At 69.9% G+C, this 18665-nt stretch carries 13 protein-coding genes; 12 read left to right on the forward strand and 1 reads right to left on the reverse strand.

The genetic code is table 11. The annotated features are described in order from the left end of the window. From ftsW to ligA, 12 genes are all read left to right on the forward strand, one after another. Positions 1-1158: a putative lipid II flippase FtsW gene (gene ftsW / locus AC1DSZ_RS08965; protein WP_476838030.1), complete on the forward strand. Its 1158-nt coding sequence runs from the start codon at positions 1-3 to the stop codon at positions 1156-1158. Continuing rightward, positions 1158-2261, forward strand: a complete 1104-nt coding sequence (gene murG, locus AC1DSZ_RS08970) for an undecaprenyldiphospho-muramoylpentapeptide beta-N-acetylglucosaminyltransferase (protein ID WP_476838031.1) — start codon at positions 1158-1160, stop codon at positions 2259-2261. The genes ftsW and murG overlap by 1 nt, the downstream gene beginning before the upstream one ends. 30 nt (positions 2262-2291) lie before the next feature. Further along, the gene (gene murC / locus AC1DSZ_RS08975) at positions 2292-3707 is read left to right on the forward strand and encodes a UDP-N-acetylmuramate--L-alanine ligase (RefSeq protein WP_476838032.1); all 1416 of its coding nucleotides are present in this window, start codon (positions 2292-2294) and stop codon (positions 3705-3707) included. Next, the gene (gene murB / locus AC1DSZ_RS08980; RefSeq protein WP_476838033.1) at positions 3704-4618 is read left to right on the forward strand and encodes a UDP-N-acetylmuramate dehydrogenase; all 915 of its coding nucleotides are present in this window, start codon (positions 3704-3706) and stop codon (positions 4616-4618) included. Before murC ends, murB begins: the two co-directional genes overlap by 4 nt. Before the next feature lie 187 nt (positions 4619-4805). Beyond that, positions 4806-5729, forward strand: coding sequence for a D-alanine--D-alanine ligase (locus AC1DSZ_RS08985; RefSeq protein WP_476838034.1), 924 nt, complete (start codon positions 4806-4808; stop codon positions 5727-5729). Continuing rightward, the gene (locus AC1DSZ_RS08990; RefSeq protein ID WP_476838035.1) at positions 5726-6682 is read left to right on the forward strand and encodes a cell division protein FtsQ/DivIB; all 957 of its coding nucleotides are present in this window, start codon (positions 5726-5728) and stop codon (positions 6680-6682) included. Before AC1DSZ_RS08985 ends, AC1DSZ_RS08990 begins: the two co-directional genes overlap by 4 nt. 56 nt (positions 6683-6738) lie before the next feature. Further along, the gene (gene ftsA / locus AC1DSZ_RS08995; protein ID WP_188519727.1) at positions 6739-8001 is read left to right on the forward strand and encodes a cell division protein FtsA; all 1263 of its coding nucleotides are present in this window, start codon (positions 6739-6741) and stop codon (positions 7999-8001) included. 93 nt (positions 8002-8094) lie between these two features. Continuing rightward, entirely contained in the window at positions 8095-9831 is a 1737-nt protein-coding gene (gene ftsZ, locus AC1DSZ_RS09000) for a cell division protein FtsZ (protein WP_476838036.1), read from the forward strand. A gap of 293 nt (positions 9832-10124) precedes the next feature. Further along, positions 10125-11066 (forward strand): UDP-3-O-acyl-N-acetylglucosamine deacetylase, encoded by a 942-nt coding sequence (gene lpxC, locus AC1DSZ_RS09005; RefSeq protein ID WP_476838037.1) that lies wholly within the window; start codon positions 10125-10127, stop codon positions 11064-11066. Positions 11067-11239: 173 nt separating this feature from the next. After that, positions 11240-12130 (forward strand): outer membrane protein assembly factor BamD, encoded by an 891-nt coding sequence (locus AC1DSZ_RS09010; protein ID WP_476838038.1) that lies wholly within the window; start codon positions 11240-11242, stop codon positions 12128-12130. A 527-nt stretch (positions 12131-12657) separates the two neighbouring features. Further along, positions 12658-14334 carry a DNA repair protein RecN gene (recN, locus tag AC1DSZ_RS09015; RefSeq protein ID WP_476838039.1) on the forward strand — a complete coding sequence of 559 codons (1677 nt, stop codon included), beginning with the start codon at positions 12658-12660 and terminating at the stop codon, positions 14332-14334. Positions 14335-14573: 239 nt separating this feature from the next. Next, on the forward strand, positions 14574-16694 hold the full coding sequence (gene ligA / locus AC1DSZ_RS09020) for an NAD-dependent DNA ligase LigA (RefSeq protein ID WP_476838040.1): 2121 nt from the start codon (positions 14574-14576) through the stop codon (positions 16692-16694). A gap of 95 nt (positions 16695-16789) precedes the next feature. Here ligA and AC1DSZ_RS09025 read toward each other — a convergent pair whose 3' ends face one another. Then, the gene (locus tag AC1DSZ_RS09025) at positions 16790-18616 is read right to left on the reverse strand and encodes an aminopeptidase P family protein (protein ID WP_476838041.1); all 1827 of its coding nucleotides are present in this window, start codon (positions 18614-18616) and stop codon (positions 16790-16792) included. Between the last annotated feature and the right edge of the window lie 49 nt (positions 18617-18665).

The raw sequence follows: 18665 nt of genomic DNA on the forward strand, positions 1-18665 counted from the left end.
ATGCCGTCCCGTCTGGAACGCTCGCCCGTCGCGACCTGGTGGTGGACCGTCGACCGCCTGCTGCTGTTCAGCCTGATGCTCCTGATGGTGCTCGGCATCGTGCTCACCATGGCGGGCAGCCCGCCGGTGGCCGAGCGGCTGGGCCTGCCGACCTTCCATTTCGTCTACCGGCAGGTGTTCTACCTCGTGCCGGCGCTGATCGTAATGCTGGTGATCAGCTTCCTGTCGCCGCGCCATGTGCGCCGGACGGCCTTGGGACTATACGTGATCGCGATGGGGCTGGTGGTCTGCACGCTGCTGTTCGGCGCCGAGGTGAAGGGCGCGCGGCGCTGGATTTCTTTCGCGGGCGTGGCCGTGCAGCCGTCCGAATTCGTGAAGCCGGCCTTTGTGATCCTGGCCGCCTGGGCGTTCTCGGAAGGCGGGCGGCGCAACGACGTGCCGGGCAACATCTTCGGCTTCGCGCTGCTGGCCTGCACGATCGTGCCGCTCGTGCTGCAGCCCGATATCGGCCAGACCATGCTGATCACGCTGGTGTGGTGCGGGCTCGTGTTCCTGTCCGGCCTGCACCTCTTCTGGGTGGCGGGCCTCGGCGGCATCAGCATGCTGGGGCTGTTCGTGGCCTACCACCTGCTGCCGCACGTGGCGGCGCGCATCAACCGCTTCCTGGATCCGGCTTCGGGCGACACCTTCCAGGTCGACAACGCCATCGACAGCTTCGTGCAGGGCGGCTGGCTCGGGAAGGGGCCGGGCGAGGGCACCGTGAAGCGCATCCTGCCGGACAGCCACACGGACTTCATTTTCGCCGTCACGGCCGAGGAGTTCGGCATCTTGGTCTGCATCGGCCTTCTGACGATCTTCGCCATGGTGGTGCTGCGCGGGCTGGTGCTGTCGCGGCGCAACGAGGAGCCGTTCTGCCGTCTGGCGGCGGCCGGGCTGGTGATGCTGTTCGGGCTGCAGTCCGTGATCAACATGGCCGTGAACGTGCACATCATGCCGGCCAAGGGCATGACGCTGCCCTTCATCAGCTATGGCGGCTCGTCGCTGATCTCGCTCGCGCTGGCCATGGGCTTCCTGCTGGCCGTGACGCGCCGGCGCCCGCGCTCGGAATATTACGACCGCATCGTCCCGGCCCGCCGCGACGAGGAGGCCTACGCCTGATGGCGGGCAAGCTCATCCTGCTCGCGGCGGGCGGCACGGGAGGCCACCTGTTCCCGGCCGAGGCGCTCGCGCATGCGCTGGCGGCGCGCGGCTTTGCGGTGCATCTCGCTACCGACGAGCGGGCGACGCGATATGGCAAGGCCTTCCCGGCCGTCGAGACGCACGAGATCCCCTCCGCCACCCCCAGCGGCCGCTCGCCGGTCAAGATGCTGGGCGCCGGCGCCAAGCTCGCGCAGGGCGTGCTGGCGGCTTGGAGCCTCGTCGGGCGGCTGAAGCCCGCCTGCGTGGTGGGCTTTGGCGGCTATCCCACCGTCCCACCCGTGCTGGCGGCGGCGCTGCGGGGCGTTCCCACCATCATCCACGAGCAGAACGGCGTGCTCGGCCGCGCCAACCGGCTGCTGGCGCCGCGCGCCCGGATCATCGCGACCGGATTCGCGGAGGTCCGCGGAGTTTCGGGCGCGCTGAAGAGCAAGCAGCGCCAGACCGGAAACCCGGTGCGCCTGCCGGTGCTGGACGCCGCCCGCATCCCCTTCGCGGCGCCGGAACCCGGCGGGCCTCTCAACCTCGTGGTGTTCGGCGGCAGCCAGGGCGCGCGGGTGATGAGCGACGTGGTCCCGCCCGCGCTGGAGCGCCTGACGCCCGCCGAGCGCGCCCGGCTGCATTTAGTGCAACAGGCCCGCGACGAGGACCTCGCCCGCGTCCGCGACGCTTACGCCCGGATCGGCGTCGCCGCCGAGGTCTCGCCCTTTTTCGGCGACATGCCGGCCCGCATCGCGCAGGCGCAGCTCGTGGTGGCCCGCTCGGGCGCGTCCACGGTGGCGGAGCTCACGGTGATCGGGCGCCCCTCCATCCTGGTGCCGCTGGCGCAGTCGCTGGATGGCGACCAGGCCGCCAATGCGGTGAGCCTCGAGGCGAGCGGCGCCGCGACGGTGATCCGCCAATCGGAATTCACCCCCGAACGCCTCGCCGCCGAGCTCTCGGCCCGCTTGGCCGACCCCTCCGGTTTGACCCGCGCCGCCGAAGCGGCCAAAAGCGCCGGCATCCCCGATGCGGCGGACCGGCTCGCCGACCTCGTCGCCGAGGTCGCGGCCACCGCCCGCTAGCGCCATGCCGATGTTGATGGAGAACCCCTCATGAAGCTGCCGACCGAACTCGGCCCCATCCACTTCGTCGGCATCGGCGGCATCGGCATGTCGGGCATCGCCGAGGTGCTGCACAATCTCGGCTACACGGTGCAGGGCACGGACGCGTCCGACAGCGCCAACGTCAAGCGCCTGCGCGAGAAGGGCATCGTCGTCCATGTCGGCCACACCGCCGAGGCGCTGGGCGACGCCGCCGTGGTGGTGGTCTCCACCGCGATCAAGCGCGACAACCCCGAGCTGATGGCCGCCCGCGAGCGCCGGCTGCCGGTGGTGCGCCGTGCCGAGATGCTGGCCGAGCTGATGCGCCTGAAGCAGTGCGTCGCCATCGCGGGCACGCACGGCAAAACCACCACGACCTCGCTGGTCGCCACCCTGCTGGACGCCGGCGGGTTCGATCCGACGGTGATCAACGGCGGCATCATCAACGCCTACGGCACCAATGCACGGCTGGGCGCCGGCGACTGGATGGTGGTGGAGGCGGACGAATCCGACGGCACCTTCCTGAAGCTGCCCGCCGACGTGGCGATCATCACCAACATCGACCCCGAGCACCTCGACCACTTCAAGACCTTCGAGGCCATCAAGGACGCGTTTCGGGCCTTCGTCGAAAACCTGCCGTTCTACGGATTCGCGGTGATGTGCCTCGATCATCCCACCGTGCAGGAGCTGGTCGGCAAGATCGAGGATCGCCGGGTGATCACCTATGGCGAGAACCCGCAGTCGGACGTGCGCCTGTCCAACATCGACCTCACCGGCGGCCGCTCGCGCTTCAGCGTGCAGATCCGCGACCGCAAGAGCGGCGAGCTCACCCGCATCGACGACCTCACGATGCCGATGCCGGGCCATCACAACGCGCTCAACGCCACGGCGGCGATCGCGGTGGCCTACCATCTGGGCATGACCCCCGAGAAGATCCGCGAGGCGCTGGGAGCCTTCGGGGGCGTGAAGCGCCGCTTCACCCGCACGGGCGACTGGAACGGCGTCGCGATCTTCGACGACTACGGCCACCATCCGGTGGAGATCGCAGCCGTGCTGCGCGCCGCGCGCGCGTCCACCACCGGCAACGTGGTCGCGGTGGTGCAGCCGCATCGCTATTCGCGCCTGTCGGCGCTGTTTGACCAGTTCGCGACCTGCTTCAACGACGCCGACGTGGTGATCGTGGCCGACACCTACGCGGCCGGCGAGCAGCCCATTCCGGGCGCGGACCGCGATTCGCTGGTGCAGGGCATCAAGGCGCACGGCCACCGCAACGTGATGCGGCTCAGCGGCCCGGCGGAACTCGCCAGCCTGGTCTATGGCGTGGCGCAGCCGGGCGACTACGTCGTCTGCCTCGGCGCCGGCACAATCACCAACTGGGCCTACGCGCTGCCCGGCGAACTCGCCGCCCTGGACGGCGCGAAGGGATGACCTTCCCGGACATCACCGCCACGCTGCGCGCCGCCGCGCCGGGCCTCAGAGGCTCGCTGGAGGCGAACGCGCCGTTGGCGGGTATGTCGTGGTTCCGAACGGGCGGACCCGCCCAGGCCCTGTTCCAGCCCGCTGACGAGGATGACCTTGCGGCCTTCCTGCGCGGCTGCCCATCCGAGATCCCGATCCTCGTGGTGGGGCTCGGCTCCAACCTGCTGGTTCGGGACGGCGGCGTGCCCGGCGTCGTGGTGCGCCTCGGCAAGGGCTTCCAGACGATCGCGGTCGATGGCTTGCGCATCCGCGCCGGAGCGGGGGCGGCGGACGTCAAGGTCGCGCGCGTCGCCGCCGAGGCCGGCGTGGCGGGCCTTTCGTTTCTGCGCGGCATCCCGGGCGCGATCGGGGGCGCGCTGCGGATGAACGGCGGCGCCTATGGGGGCGAGACCAAGGACGTGCTCGTGTCCTGCAGGGGCGTGTCGCGGGACGGGACGGTCCGGACCTACGCGCTCGCCGACATGGGCTTCACCTATCGGCACTGCGGCGTCGCCGAGGACGTGATCTTCACCGAGGCGATCTTCGAGGGCCGGCCCGGCGACCCGGCCGCCATTCTGGCCGAGATGAACGACATCACGCAGGCGCGGCAGGCCTCGCAGCCGGTGAACACCCGCACGGGCGGGTCCACCTTCAAGAACCCGCCGGGCCTCAAGGCCTGGGAGCTGGTCGACAAGGCCGGCTGCCGCGGCCTGCGCATGGGCGGCGCGCAGGTGTCCGAGCTGCACACCAATTTTCTGATCGCGCAGCCGGGCGCCGCCGCCGCCGAGGTCGAGGGCCTGGGCGAAGAGGTGCGCCGGCGCGTGCGCGAAATGTCGGGCGTGGAGCTCGAATGGGAAATCAAGCGGGTCGGGCTGCCATAGAGCCCGGGGCGCGGTCCTTCTCCCCTCGGGAGAAGGTGTCAGCGAAGCTGACGGATGAGGGACTGGCGGTGGGAGTTCTTGCCGCAGATGGCCAGCGCCGGCCGTCAGACCCTCATCCGGCTCTTCGGGCCACCTTCTCCCGGGGGGAGAAGGATCGCTCCGCCCCTGCCGAACAGGAGACAACACGATGACCAAGCATGTCGCGGTTCTGATGGGCGGGCTCTCGGCCGAGCGCAGCGTGTCGCTGAGTTCGGGCGGCGCCTGCGCCAACGCGCTGGAGGGCGAGGGCTACCGCGTCACGCGGATTGACGTCGACCGCGACATTGCGGCCACGCTGGCGAGCCTGAAGCCCGATGTGGCGTTCAACGCGCTGCATGGACGCTGGGGCGAGGACGGCATCGTGCAGGGCATCCTGGAAATGATGCGCATCCCCTACACGCACTCCGGCGTGCTCGCGTCGGCCCTTGCGATGCAGAAGGATCGGGCCAAGGCCGTGATGGCGGCGGCGGGCGTTCCGGTGCCGCGCGGCATCACGGTTCACAGGCTCGAAGCGGCCAAGCGGCACGTCATGCAGCCTCCGTACGTCATCAAACCCGTTAACGAAGGATCGTCCGTCGGCGTGATCATCGTGCGCGAGGATCGCAGCCATCCGCCGCAGGAGCTGGCGCGGGAGGACTGGGACATCTCGGAGATGATGCTGGTCGAAAATTACGTGGCGGGACGGGAACTTACGTGCGCGGTGATGGGCGACAAGGCGCTCGGCGTGATCGACATCCGACCCGCCACGGGGCTGTTTTACGACTATGACGCGAAGTACGCGAAGGGGGGGTCGATCCACGTGCTTCCGGCAGAAATTAAACCGAATATTTACCAACAGGTTCAAGAGTTGGCGTTAACGGCGCATCAAGCACTTGGCTGCCGGGGCGTCAGTCGTGCTGACTTCCGATACGACGATCGGCCGGATGGAACCGGCGAGCTCGTCTGTCTCGAAGTCAACACGCAACCCGGAATGACCGAGACGTCTCTTGTGCCGGAATTGGCGGCCCACGCGGGCCATAGTTTCGGTGAGTTGGTTCGATGGATGGTGGAGGACGCCTCCTGCGATCGGTGAGCGGGCCCTTTGGGGCTCCGCAGGCTCAGCCGGCCTATGCCGGCGCGAGCGTTCCGGCCGTGGCGCCGGCCCGGTCCACGGCGCTGGTTTCACGGCGCGCTCCGGCGCGGCCGCGCCAGCCGCTGATCCGCGCCTCCGAGCGGGTCGGCTCGCGCCTGCCGCGCTTCACCGGCACGATCCTGCTCACGCTGTTTCTCGCCGGCGCCGGCCTCTACGGCGCCGTGCAGGGCGGCCAGTACGATGATTTCTCGGCCCGCTACGGCTCGCCGCGCGACGTGGCCGCCAGGGCGTTCGGCTTCAGCATCCAGAATGTCGCGATCAGCGGCCTGGTGGAGCTGAACCAGACCGAGGTGCTGCAGGTCGCCGGCATCGACCCGCGCGGCTCGCTGCCGTTCTTCGACGCGGCCGCCGCCCGCGAGCGGCTGATGAACATGCCGCTCGTGAAGGACGCCACGGTCCGCAAGCTCTACCCGAGCGGCCTCGCGATCACGCTCGTGGAGCGCGAGGCCTATGCGCTCTGGCAGAAGAACGGCCAGGTCTTCGTGGTCGCGGCGGACGGCACCGTGACGGACACGCTGAGCGATTCGCGCCTGAACCGGCTGCCCCTCGTGGTCGGGCCCGGCGCGAACCTGAAGGCGACGGCCTTCACCAAACTCATGGACGCGGCTCCCGACGTGAAGGCGCATGTGCGCGCCGGCATGTTCGTGGGCGAGCGCCGCTGGACGCTGAAGCTCGACAACGGCGTCGACGTGCGCCTGCCGGAAGAAAACCCGACGCAGGCGATCACCCGGCTCGCCGGGCTGATCAAAGATCAGAAGATCCTCGACCGCGACGTCCTCGCCATCGACCTGCGCATCCCCGACCGGGTGGTGCTGCGGCTCGGCGAAGAGGCGGCGACCGCCCGCGCGGAAGCGCTCAAGGCCAAAAGCAAGATAAAGGGCAGCGCGACGTGAGCCATCGTCACCCCAGCCTGACTCCGCGCCTGAAACCGCTGTCGCCGCGCAAGAGCATGGTGCTCTCCGTGATCGACATCGGCACCACCAAGGTCGTGTGCCTCGTCGCCCGGCTCGACCCGGCGGCGGAAAGCGATCTCCTGCGCGGCCGCACCCACCGGGCGCGCATCATCGGCATCGGCCACCAGCGGTCGCGCGGCCTCAAGGGCGGCGCCATCGTCGACCTCGAGGGCGCAGAGCAGGCCATCCGCCTCGCCGTGGACGCGGCCGAGCGCATGGCCAAGGTCGAGATCCGCTCCGCCATCGTCAACATGACGGGCGGGCGGCTCGGTTCGGACAGCTATCATGCGGGCGTCGGCCTGCGCGGCTCGGGCGTCAGCGACGGCGACATCCATCGCGTGCTCGAGGCCGCCAGCACCACGGGCGCTCGGCCGGGCCGCACGGTGCTGCACTCGTTGCCGACCGGCTTCGCGCTGGACGCCACCAAGGGCATCAACGATCCGCACGGCATGGTGGGCGAGAAGCTCGGCGTCGACATGCACGTCGTGTCGTCCGACCAGAACGCCGTCCGCAACCTGATGCTCGCAGTGGAGCGCTGCCACCTCGACGTCGAAGCCGTCGTGGCGACGCCCTACGCGGCCGGCCTCTCCGCCCTGGTGGAGGACGAGGCCGAGATGGGCGCCGTCGTGATCGACCTTGGCGGCGGCACCACCTCCATCGGCGTGTTCGCGGGCGGGCACCTGGTGCACACCGACTCGCTCGCGGTGGGCGGCAATCACATCACGATGGACATCGCGCGGGGGCTCTCCACCACCGTGGCGCACGCCGAGCGGCTGAAGACGCTGTACGGCTCCACCATCGCGACCTCCTCGGACGAGCGCGAGACCATCGCGGTCGCGTCCGTGGACGAGGACGAGCGGGACGCCGTGAACCACGTGCCGAAGTCGCACCTGGTTCGCATCATCCGTCCGCGCGTCGAGGAAATGCTCGAGCTGGTCCGGGATCGCCTCAAGGCGTCGGGCTTCTCGGCCGAAACGGGTCGGCGCGTCGTGCTCGCCGGCGGCGGGGCGCTGCTCACCGGCATGCCGGAGCTCGCCCGCACGATCGTGTCCAAGCAGGTCCGCATCGGTCGGCCGCTTGGCGTGCAGGGTTTGCCGGAAGCCGCGAAAGGTCCTTCCTTCGCGGCCCCGGTCGGCCTCCTGGTTTACCCCCAGGTGGCCGCGCTGGAACATTTCGTACCTCGCCCGAGCGCGTATCGGGCGACCGGAACCGACGGCTACTTCTCCCGCATGGGACGGTGGCTGAAGGAGAGTTTCTAAACAGGGACCGGGACCGAGGCGCGGCGGCCAAGGTCCCACAAGGCAAGACAAGGCGCTGCGGGGCGCCAGTACAGAAGCGAGAGGCCACACATCATGACGATCAATCTGAAGGTTCCGGACATCCGTGAGCTCAAGCCCCGAATCACCGTGTTCGGTGTCGGCGGCGCCGGCGGCAACGCCGTCAACAACATGATCGAGCTCGGGCTGCAGGGCTGCGAATTCGTGGTCGGCAACACCGACGCGCAGGCCCTGACGATGTCCAAGGCGGACCGGGTGATCCAGATGGGCATCCAGGTCACCGAGGGCCTGGGCGCCGGCTCGCAGCCGGAAGTCGGCCGCGCGGCCGCCGAGGAAGTGATCGACGAGATCCGCGACCAGCTGTCGGGCGCCCACATGGTGTTCGTGACGGCCGGCATGGGCGGCGGCACCGGCACGGGCTCGGCCCCGGTGGTGGCCCGCGCGGCCCGCGACATGGGCATTCTGACGGTCGGCGTCGTCACCAAGCCGTTCCAGTTCGAGGGCGCGCGGCGCATGCGTCTCGCCGAGTCGGGCATCAACGAGCTGCAGAAGGCCGTCGACACCCTGATCGTGATCCCGAACCAGAACCTGTTCCGGGTCGCCAACGAGCAGACCACCTTCGCGGACGCCTTCGCGATGGCGGACCGGGTGCTGTACTCGGGCGTCGCCTGCATCACCGACCTGATGGTCAAGGAAGGCCTCATCAACCTCGACTTCGCCGACGTCCGCGCCGTGATGCGCGAGATGGGCAAGGCGATGATGGGCACCGGCGAGGCCACGGGCGAGAAGCGCGCCATGCGGGCCGCCGAGGCCGCGATCGCCAACCCGCTGCTCGACGACGTCTGCATGAAGGGCGCGCGCGGCCTGCTGATCTCCATCACGGGCGGCTCCGACCTCACCCTCTACGAGGTCGACGAGGCCGCCACCCGCATCCGCGAGGAAGTGGACCAGGACGCCAACGTGATCTTCGGCGCCACCCGCGACGACTCGCTGGAAGGCATCGTCCGCGTCTCGGTCGTCGCCACCGGCATCGACAGCGAGTTGCTGGAGAAGAGCTCCGCGCCCGCGATGGACCAGGGGATCGCGGAAGTGGCCGAGCGGCTGCGCACGCAGGTGCGCACGCGTCACGAGCAGATGGCGCAGGCCCAGGCCCGCGCGGTGCCGCGCATCGAGACGCAGCAGCCCGAGCCCGCGCCCGTTGCGCAGGCCCCGGTCTACGCCCAGCCCGAGCCGGCGCCCGCCCCCATGATGCACAACGACGTGACCCTGCGCCCGGCGCAGCCGAAGGCGGCCATGTACGAGCCCATGCCCGAGGCTCCCCGCGCGCCGATGCAGGAGCCCGCGCCCCAGCCCACGTCGTTCATCCCCCCGCGCGCCGAGGAGGTGGTGCGTCCGCCCCGCATGCCGCGCGTGGACGAGCTGCCGCTGCCGGGCCAGCGCATGATGCAGGACCGCGCTCCCGCGCAGGCCCAGGCGCCCGCGCCCGCGCCCGAGAAGAAGCGCGTGACCCTGATGGAGCGCCTGGCCGCGGCCGGGTTCGGCCGTCGCGACGGACGCGAGGAGGCGGCGCCCGCCCCGGCGCAGCAGCCCCTGCAGCAGCCCGCCCCGCAGCCGCGCGCCGCGCAGCCGACCTACGTGCCGCAGGCCCAGCCGCAGGCGCCGGCCCCCGTGCATCAGGACTACGCCAAGCGCCCGGCCCCGCAGGTCCGCGCGCCCCAGGGCGGGCTCGACATGCACGGCCGGCCCACGAGTCAGCGCCTCGAGGACGATCAGCTCGAGATCCCGGCGTTCCTGCGCCGGCAGTCGAACTGATCTTCTGAAACCCTCGTGGCCTCTCGAAGCCCGGCGCCCCGCAGCGCCGGGCTTCACCCATTTGTAACCACGCCGGAACCCTTTATTTTTCTTAACGAATTGCACGCATTGCGAGTGTTACAAAGCGTTAGAAAGCGTGATTTGGCCCGACTCCGGGTCGTCTGTATGTTCCGGATCGCGAGACGGGTTTCGGCCCGATAACAAGCTCCAAACAAACTCGCAGGGGCGCGTCAACAGAACACGGATGGCTTTCCGGCCCAGAGCGCCGGATTGCGGATGTGTGGAACGGTATGATGGCTGGTCAAAAGCAGACGACACTTCGCGACCGCGTAGAATTGCAGGGCATCGGCGTCCATTCGGGCGCTCCTGTCCGGATCGTTCTCCACCCTGCCGACGTCGACTCCGGAATCAGCTTCCTGCGGACCCGCCTCGACGGCGGCCGCGAGCGTCTCATCCAGGCCCGCCACAGCGCCGTGAGCGCGACCGAACTCTGCACCATCATCGGCGAGACCGCCTCCGGCGCGGTCGCCACCATCGAACACCTCATGGCGGCCCTCTCGGGCCTGGGCGTCGACAACGTCCTGGTCGAGATCGACGGCCCCGAAGTTCCGATCATGGACGGCAGCGCCGCCCCCTTCGTGGACGCGATCGACCAGGTCGGCCTCGAGCGCCAGGGCTCCGGCCGCCGCTACATCAAGATCCTCAAGCCCGTGCGCGTCGAGCAGGGCAGGGCGTTCTCCGAGCTGCGCCCCTTCGCGCGCGGCTTCCGCCTCGAGGTCGAGATCGATTTCGACACCCCGCTGATCGGCCGCCAGAAGCGCGTGCTGGATCTGGAGCCGGGCGTGTTCCGCCGCGACATCGCGCGGGCCCGCACCTTCGGGTTCATGAAGGACGTGGAGCGCCTCTGGAAGGCCGGCTTCGCGCTGGGCGCGTCGCTCGACAACACGGTCGCGCTGGGCGACGACGGCGTGATCAACCCCGAGGGCCTGCGCTTCGCGGACGAGTTCGTGCGCCACAAGACGCTGGACGCCGTGGGCGACCTGTCGCTCGCCGGTTCGCCGATCCTGGGTTGCTACCGCTCCTATTGCGGCGGCCACCGCATGAACGTGGCGGTGCTGCAGGCGCTGTTCGCCGACCGCTCCAACTATGCGATCGTCGAGAGCGGCCGCCGCGAGACCGGGCACGCCGAATCGGCCGCCCGTCCGGCGCTGGCCTTCGCGGCCGAGACCAACTGATCTTCCGTCGCCCTGTGGCCCGAAGGGCGCCCTCGCGGGCGAGCTTCGGGCATTTTCATGGCGCGCATCGCGGGCGGGTAGCGATCCCGCACGGCTTGCGCTAAACAAGCGCGCGTCATTTGCGCTTCGCCGCCACGCGGTCGGGGCGGCGTTCACCTGAGGGCCTGGCTTTCATGCGCTTCGAGATTCGTTTTCTCTCCCCCCAGGGCGCCCGTCTTGCGCGTTCGCTGTTCGCGCTCGCGCTCATCCTGCCGATGACGGCCTGCGACACGATCTCGAACTTGAACCCCTTCGACAAGGAAGAGAAGTACAAGCCCGAGATCACCCCCTCGGTGCCGGCCGAGACGATCTACAACCAGGGCCTCGGCCTGCTGCAAAAGAACGAGTATGACGGCGCGGCCAAGAAGTTTGCCGACCTCGACAAGCAGTATCCCTTCTCGGTCTGGTCCAAGAAGGCGCTGATCCTGCAGACCTACGCGTACTACACGGGCCGCAACTACGAAGAGGCGATCACGGCGGGCAAGCGCTACCTGTCGCTGCATCCCTCGACGCCGGACGCCGCCTACGCGGCCTACATGGTCGGCATGTCGTATTACAACCAGATCCCGGACGTCAGCCGCGACCAGGAGCGCACCGAAAAGGCGCTGCTCGCCCTGCAGGAGGTTGTGACCCGCTGGCCGCAGTCCGAATATGCGTCGGACGCGAAGTTCAAGATCCAGGTCACCAAGGATCAGCTCGCCGGCCGCGAGATGACGGTGGGCCGCTTCTACCTGAAGCAGAAGAACTACACGGCGGCGATCAACCGCTTCCGCACGGTGGTGAGCACCTACCAGACCACCAACCAGATCGAGGAGGCGCTGGCCCGCCTCGCCGAGTGCTACCTGGCGCTCGGCATCGTCGCCGAGGCGCAGACCGCCGGCGCCGTGCTGGGCCACAACTTCCCCGAGAGCCAATGGTACAAGGACACCTACGCGCTGCTGCAGACGCGCGGCCTCGAGCCCCGCGAGGACGGCGGCTCCTGGATGAGCAAGGCCATGCGGGCGTTCCGGATCGGCCAGTCGTAGGGGCTTTCGTCGCGTCTTTTGGAATGGCCGGGCATGTCCCGGCCATTTTTCGTTTCTGGGAGTTCGTGATGAGCTCCCGCGTGGATGGCCGGGACAAGCCCGGCCATGACGGAAACGGTTCGCTGGGTTTGATTGAGGCTTTCGGGCAAAATCTCCCGTCATTGCGAGGAGCGTAGCGACGAAGCAATCCAGAAGCCCGGCGTATGGCGCCAACTGGCCCAGCATCAGCTGGATTGCTTCGCTTCGCTCGCAATGACGGGAGCGAATCCGGTGAGCTCGCGCCACCCCCAAAACGCCCTCATCCTGAGGAGCAGGCCCGCTTGGGCCTGCGTCTCGAAGGACGAGGGTCCATGAGGCTCGAATGGTGTGCGCTCTGGATCCCTCGTCCTTCGAGACGCATCGCCAAGGGGCGACGCTCCTCAGGATGAGGGGACTGTGGTCTGGACGCGCGGCGAGGACAGGACGCGAAAGACGACGCGGCTCTATCGCCTGTTGATTTTTCGCTCGCGCCTCGCGACACATAGCGCATGCTCGTTCAGCTCGCGATCCGCGACATCGTTCTCATCGACCGGCTCGACATTCCGTTCGGCCCCGGGCTCAGCGTGCTCACGGGCGAGACGGGCGCGGGCAAGTCGATCTTGCTGGATGCGTTCTCGCTGGCGCTGGGCGGGCGCGGCGATGGCGGGTTGGTGCGGCATGGCGAGGACCGCGGCCAGGTGACGGCCGTGTTCGACCTGCCGCCTGCCCATCCGGCCCGCGCGCTGGCGCGCCAGCACGACATTCCGGACGACGGCGACCTGATTCTGCGGCGCATGCAGTTCGCGGACGGGCGCACCCGCGCCTTCGTAAACGACCAGCCCGTGAGCGTGCAGGTGCTGCGCAGCATCGGCGGCGCGCTGGTGGAGATCCACGGCCAGCACGACGACCGGGCGCTGGTGGACCCTGCCGCCCACCGGGCGCTGCTGGACGCCTTCGGGGGATGTGATTCGGCCGCCGCCGCCGAGGCGCATCGCGCCTGGAAGACCGCCCGCGACGCGTTGGCGGCCCAGCAGGCGCGCATAGACGCCGCCCGCAAGGAAGCCGACTTCCTGACCCATGCGGCGGCCGAGCTCGACAAGCTCGCGCCCGTTGCGGGCGAGGAGGAGGAACTCGCGACCGAGCGCCAGCGCATGATGGCCTCCGAGAAGGTGGCCGGCGAGATCAACGAGGCGCATGACGCGGTGGCCGGGCATGGCTCCCCCATCGAGACGCTGTCGGCCGCCCTGCGGCGTCTGGAGCGCCGCGGCGTGCAGGCGCCCGAGCTGGTCGGCCCCAGCGTCAAGGCGCTGGACGACGCCCTCAACGCGCTGGAGACCGCCAGGCAGGTGATCGAGGAGGCGCAGCGCGCCGCCGACTTCGACCCGCGCGTGCTGGAGAAGACCGAGGAGCGGCTGTTCGCGCTGCGCGCCGCAGCCCGCAAGTACAATGTCGCGGTGGATGGGCTCGCGGCCCTGCGCCAGCGCTTCAGGGGCGACCTGGAGAGCCTGGAGCATGGCGAGGAGCATCTGGCCGCCCTCGTGACCCAGACGGACGCCGCCGAGGCCGCCTATGTGGCGGCCGCGCGGGCGCTGTCGGCGGCCCGTCGCAAGGCCGGCAAGGCGCTGGAAGACGCCGTGAACGCCGAGCTGCCGCCGCTGAAGCTGGAGCGCGCTCGCTTCATCGTGCAGATCGACGCCGACGAGGCGAACCGCGCCGCGGAAGGCTTCGACCGCGTCGAGTTCTGGGTGCAGACCAACCCGGGCACGCGGCCCGGGCCGCTCATGAAGGTGGCGTCCGGCGGCGAGCTCTCGCGCTTCATGCTGGCCCTAAAGGTGGTGCTGGCCGACAAGGGCTCGGCCCCCACGCTGGTGTTTGATGAGATCGACAGCGGGGCGGGCGGGGCCGTGGCGGACGCCATCGGCGGACGGCTGGCGCGCCTCTCCGAGCGCGTGCAGGTGATGGCGGTGACGCACGCCCCGCAGGTGGCGGCGCGCGCCGAGCGGCACCTGCTGATCTCCAAGAAGCCGATCGAGAACGCGCCCGCCGGCGACGACCGCATCGCCACCCGCGTGCTGCCGATCGACCAGGCGCAACGCCGCGAGGAAATCGCCCGCATGCTGGCCGGCGCGGTGATCACCGACGAGGCGAGGGCGGCCGCGCGGCGGCTGCTGGAAGCGGCGGACTGACGAATGGCGCTTCGAGCCGCTCTTACAACGCCCCTCATCCTGAGGAGCGTCGCCGCTTGGCGACGCGTCTCGAAGGACGAGGGATTCCAGCGCGCACGCGGGTTGGGGCTTCTGGAATCCCTCGTCCTTCGAGACGCAGGCCCAACCGGGTCTGCTCCTCAGGATGAGGGGATTTGTGAATTTGATAGTGGATCCGGGACAGCGCCGGAACACCAGCGTCTGGCGTAAAAGGGTTGCCTATGGCCAAGGGCGAGGCGCTGCGGGCGCTTGATCCGGAGAAGATGACGGCGCGGGAGGCGAAGGCCGAGTATGCGGCCCTGGCGGCCGAGATCGCCGGGCACGACGTGCGCTACCACCAGCAGGACGCTCCGACGATTTCGGATGCGGCCTATGACGCGCTGCGCCGGCGGGCGGAGGCGATCGCGGCGCGGTTTCCGGCGGTCGCCACCGGCGCGCTCGACCGCGTGGGGGCGAAGCCCTCCGAGAAGTTCGCCAAGGTGCGCCACCGCGTGCCGATGCTGTCGCTCGCCAACGTGTTCGCGGATGACGAGGTGGAGGAGTTCGTCGGACGCGTCCGGCGGTTCCTGGATTGGCCGGCCGACAAGCCGCTGGCCGTGACGGCCGAGCCGAAGATCGACGGGCTGTCCTGCTCGCTGCGCTACGAAGGCGGCGAGCTGGTGGTGGCGGCGACGCGCGGCGACGGCGAGGAGGGCGAGGACGTCACCGTCAATGTGCGGACCATCGGCGAGATCCCGAACCGCATCGCGGGCGCGCCCGAGGTGCTGGAGGTGAGGGGCGAGGTCTACATGACCAAGCCGGATTTCGCCGCCATGAACGCCCGGCAGGAGGCGGAGGGCAAGCCGCCCTTCGCCAACCCTCGCAACGCGGCGGCCGGCTCGCTTCGCCAGCTCCACCCGCGCATCACGGCGGCGCGGCCGTTGCGGTTCTTCGCGTATGCGTGGGGCGAGGTGAAGGGCGAGATGCCGGCGCGCACGCAATCCGGCATGGTGGAGGCCTTCGCGCGGTTCGGGCTCCCCACCAACCCGCTGATGCGGCGCTGCGAGAGCGTGGCCGAGATGCTGGCGGTGTATCGCGACATCGAGCAGCAGCGCGCCAGCCTGCCCTATGACATCGACGGCGTCGTCTACAAGGTGGACGACCTGGACCTGCAGCGGCGCCTCGGCTTCGTGTCGCGCTCGCCGCGCTGGGCGACGGCGCACAAGTTCCCGGCCGAGAAAGCCACCACCGAGCTGCTCGACATCGAGATCCAGGTGGGGCGGACCGGCTCGCTGACGCCGGTGGCGCGTTTGGCGCCCGTGACGGTGGGCGGCGTGGTGGTGACTAACGCGACCCTGCACAACGAGGACGAGATCGCCCGCAAGGACGTGCGCATCGGCGACACCGTGGTGGTGCAGCGGGCCGGCGACGTGATCCCGCAGATCCTCGGGCACGTGCCGGAGAAGCGGCCGGCCGGGGCGCAACCCTATGTGTTTCCGCACGAATGCCCGGCCTGCGGCAGCCATGCGGTGCGGGAGATCGACCCCAAGACCGGCAAGGAAGACGTGGTGCGCCGCTGCACGGGCGGGCTGATCTGCCCCGCGCAGGCGGTGGAGCGGTTGAAGCATTTCGCCTCGCGCAACGCCTTCGACATCGAGGGGCTGGGCGACAAGCAGATCGAGAGCTTCTACCGCGACGGGCTGATCACCCGTCCGCAGGACATCTTCACCCTGCAGGCGCGGGACGCGCGTTCGCTGCGCCGGCTGAAGGACCGGGAGGGCTATGGCGAGACCTCGGTGCGCAACCTGTTCGCCTCCATCGAGCAGCGGCGCAGCGTGGCGCTGCATCGGTTCATCTTCGCGCTCGGCATCCGGCACGTGGGCGAGACCACCGCCAAGCTGCTGGCGCGCCACTATGGCGATATGGGAGCGCTGCTGGACGCGGCAGTGGCGGCCGCGGACCCGGCGTCCGGCGCGCTCAACGAGCTGACCTCGATCGAGGGTATCGGGCCCGTGGTGGCGGAATCGATCGTCGATTTCTTCGGCGAGCCGCACAATCGCGAGGTGGTGGCCGAACTGCGGGAGCAGGTGACGCCGGAGCCGCCCGAGCAGGTCGCGGCCGAGAGCCCGGTGGCGGGCAAGACCGTGGTGTTCACGGGCGCGCTGGAGAAGATGACCCGCGAGGAGGCCAAGGCCATGGCCGAGCGGCTGGGGGCCAAGGTGTCGGGCTCGGTCTCCAAGAAGACCAGCATCGTGGTGGCCGGGTCGGGAGCCGGCTCCAAGCTCGCCAATGCGCGCGAGCTCGGCGTGGAGGTGATGGACGAGGACGCCTGGCTCAAGCTGGTGGGCGAGGCCGGGGGCTGAGCCTCCCGGACCGCGAGCCTCCGGCTCGCCCTTCGGGTGGTAAGATGCGAGCCGGAGGCTCGCGGTCCAGCGAGAGGCTCGCGGTCCGGGATGCCTTACCGGCCGATCGGCCGGGTCGCGCCTTCCAGCCAGGCGGCGGTTTCGCCGCTGACCAGCGGGCCGATGATGGCGCGTACCTGCGCGTGGTAGGCGTTGAGCCAGGCGAGCTCGGCGTCGGTGAGCAGCGAAGGCTCCACAAGCGCGAGGTCGATGGGCGTGAAGCTCAGCGTCTCGAAGCCGTACATCTCGCGCTCGGCGCCGGGGATGTCGCGCTTTTCGACCAGGATCAGGTTCTCGATGCGGATGCCGAAGGCGCCGCCCTTGTAGTAGCCGGGCTCGTTGGACAGCATCATGCCAGGCTCGAGCGGCGTGGTTCCGAGCTTGGAGAGGCGCTGCGGGCCCTCGTGCACGGACAGGTAGCTGCCGATGCCGTGGCCGGTGCCGTGGTCGAAATCGAGGCCTGCCTCCCAGAGCGGGCGGCGCGCGAAGCTGTCGAGCTGGGCGCCGGACGTGCCCTTGGGGAACACGGCGGTCGCGATCGCGATATGGCCCTGGAGCACGCGGGTGAAGCGGTCGCGCATCTCGGCCGTGGGCTCGCCCACCGCCATCGTGCGGGTGATGTCGGTGGTGCCGTCGCGGTACTGGCCGCCGGAGTCGATCAGGAAAATGCCGGGCTCGATCGGCCGGTTGGAGCGCTCAGTGACGCGGTAGTGCGGGATGGCGGAGTTGGGCCCTGCGCCCGAGATGGACGGGAAGCTCACGTCGGCCAGCGCGCCGGTGTCGCGGCGGAAGCCTTCCAGCGCCTCCACGGCGGAGATTTCGCTCTGGCCGCCGCGCGGGGCCTCGCGGTGGAACCAGGCGAGGAAGTTCGCCATCGCGGCGCCGTCGCGGCGGTGGGCGGCGCGCGAGCCCTCGATCTCGGCCCCGTTCTTCACCGCCTTGAGCAGCGCCACCGGGCAGACGCCCACGTCCGGCGTTCCGCCGGCTTTCTCGACCACCGCGACGAGGCGGCGGGACGCGGTGGCGGCGTCGAAGCGGACTTTCAGCTTGGCGGCCCCGAGCGATTGCAGGCTGCGGTCGAGATGGCCGGGATCGCGGACGTCGGCCATGTCCTCCAGGGTGGAGCGGACCTCGTTGGAGAGCTTGCAGGCTTCGAGGTAGAGGCTGGGGCGGCCCTCGCGCGGCACGATCGCGTAGCCGAGCGGCAGCGGCGTGTGCGAGACGTCGCCGCCGCGGATGTTGAAGGTCCACGCCATGGCGTGCGGGTCGGTGATCACCAGCGCGGCGTCGCCGAGCTCCGTCAGGCGGGCGCGGATGCGGTCGAGCTTGGCGGAGGCGGGCTCGCCGGCGTATTCGAGCGGGTGCAGCGTCACGGGCTCGATGGGCGGCGCGGGGCGCTCGGTCCAGATGGCGTCGACGAGGTTGGCGTCGGTGGGGACCAGCGTCGCGCCGGCGGCCGCGCAGGCGCGCTCGAGGCGCTTCACGCCGTCATGGGTGTGGAGGTTGGGATCGTAGCCGAGCTTCTGGCCGGCCTTGAGGTGCTTCTCCAGCCAGCCCTCGGGCGGCGCGTCGATGAGGTGCTGCGGGGCGAAGACGGCGACGTCGACCTGCTCGCGCACCTGCACGGTGTAGCGGCCGTCCACAAAGATGGCGGCCGCGTTCGTGAGCACGATCGCGAGGCCCCACGAGCCCGTGAAGCCGGTCAGCCAGGCGAGGCGCTCATAGGCGGGCGCGACATATTCGTTCTGGTGCTCGTCCGTGCGCGGGATCACGAAGCCGTCCAGGCCGCGGCGGACCAGCTCGGCCCGCAGGGCGGCGACGCGGCTCGCGCCGTGGGCCGGATCCGCCTTTTCGTCGAACGACTGGAACACCGCTTTCGCCATCACGCACCTGCCTGCTGCAACCGGCCGCAAGCCGTGCACGAGGCGCCCG

This window comes from Alsobacter sp. P4_H11 (assembly GCF_056400925.1).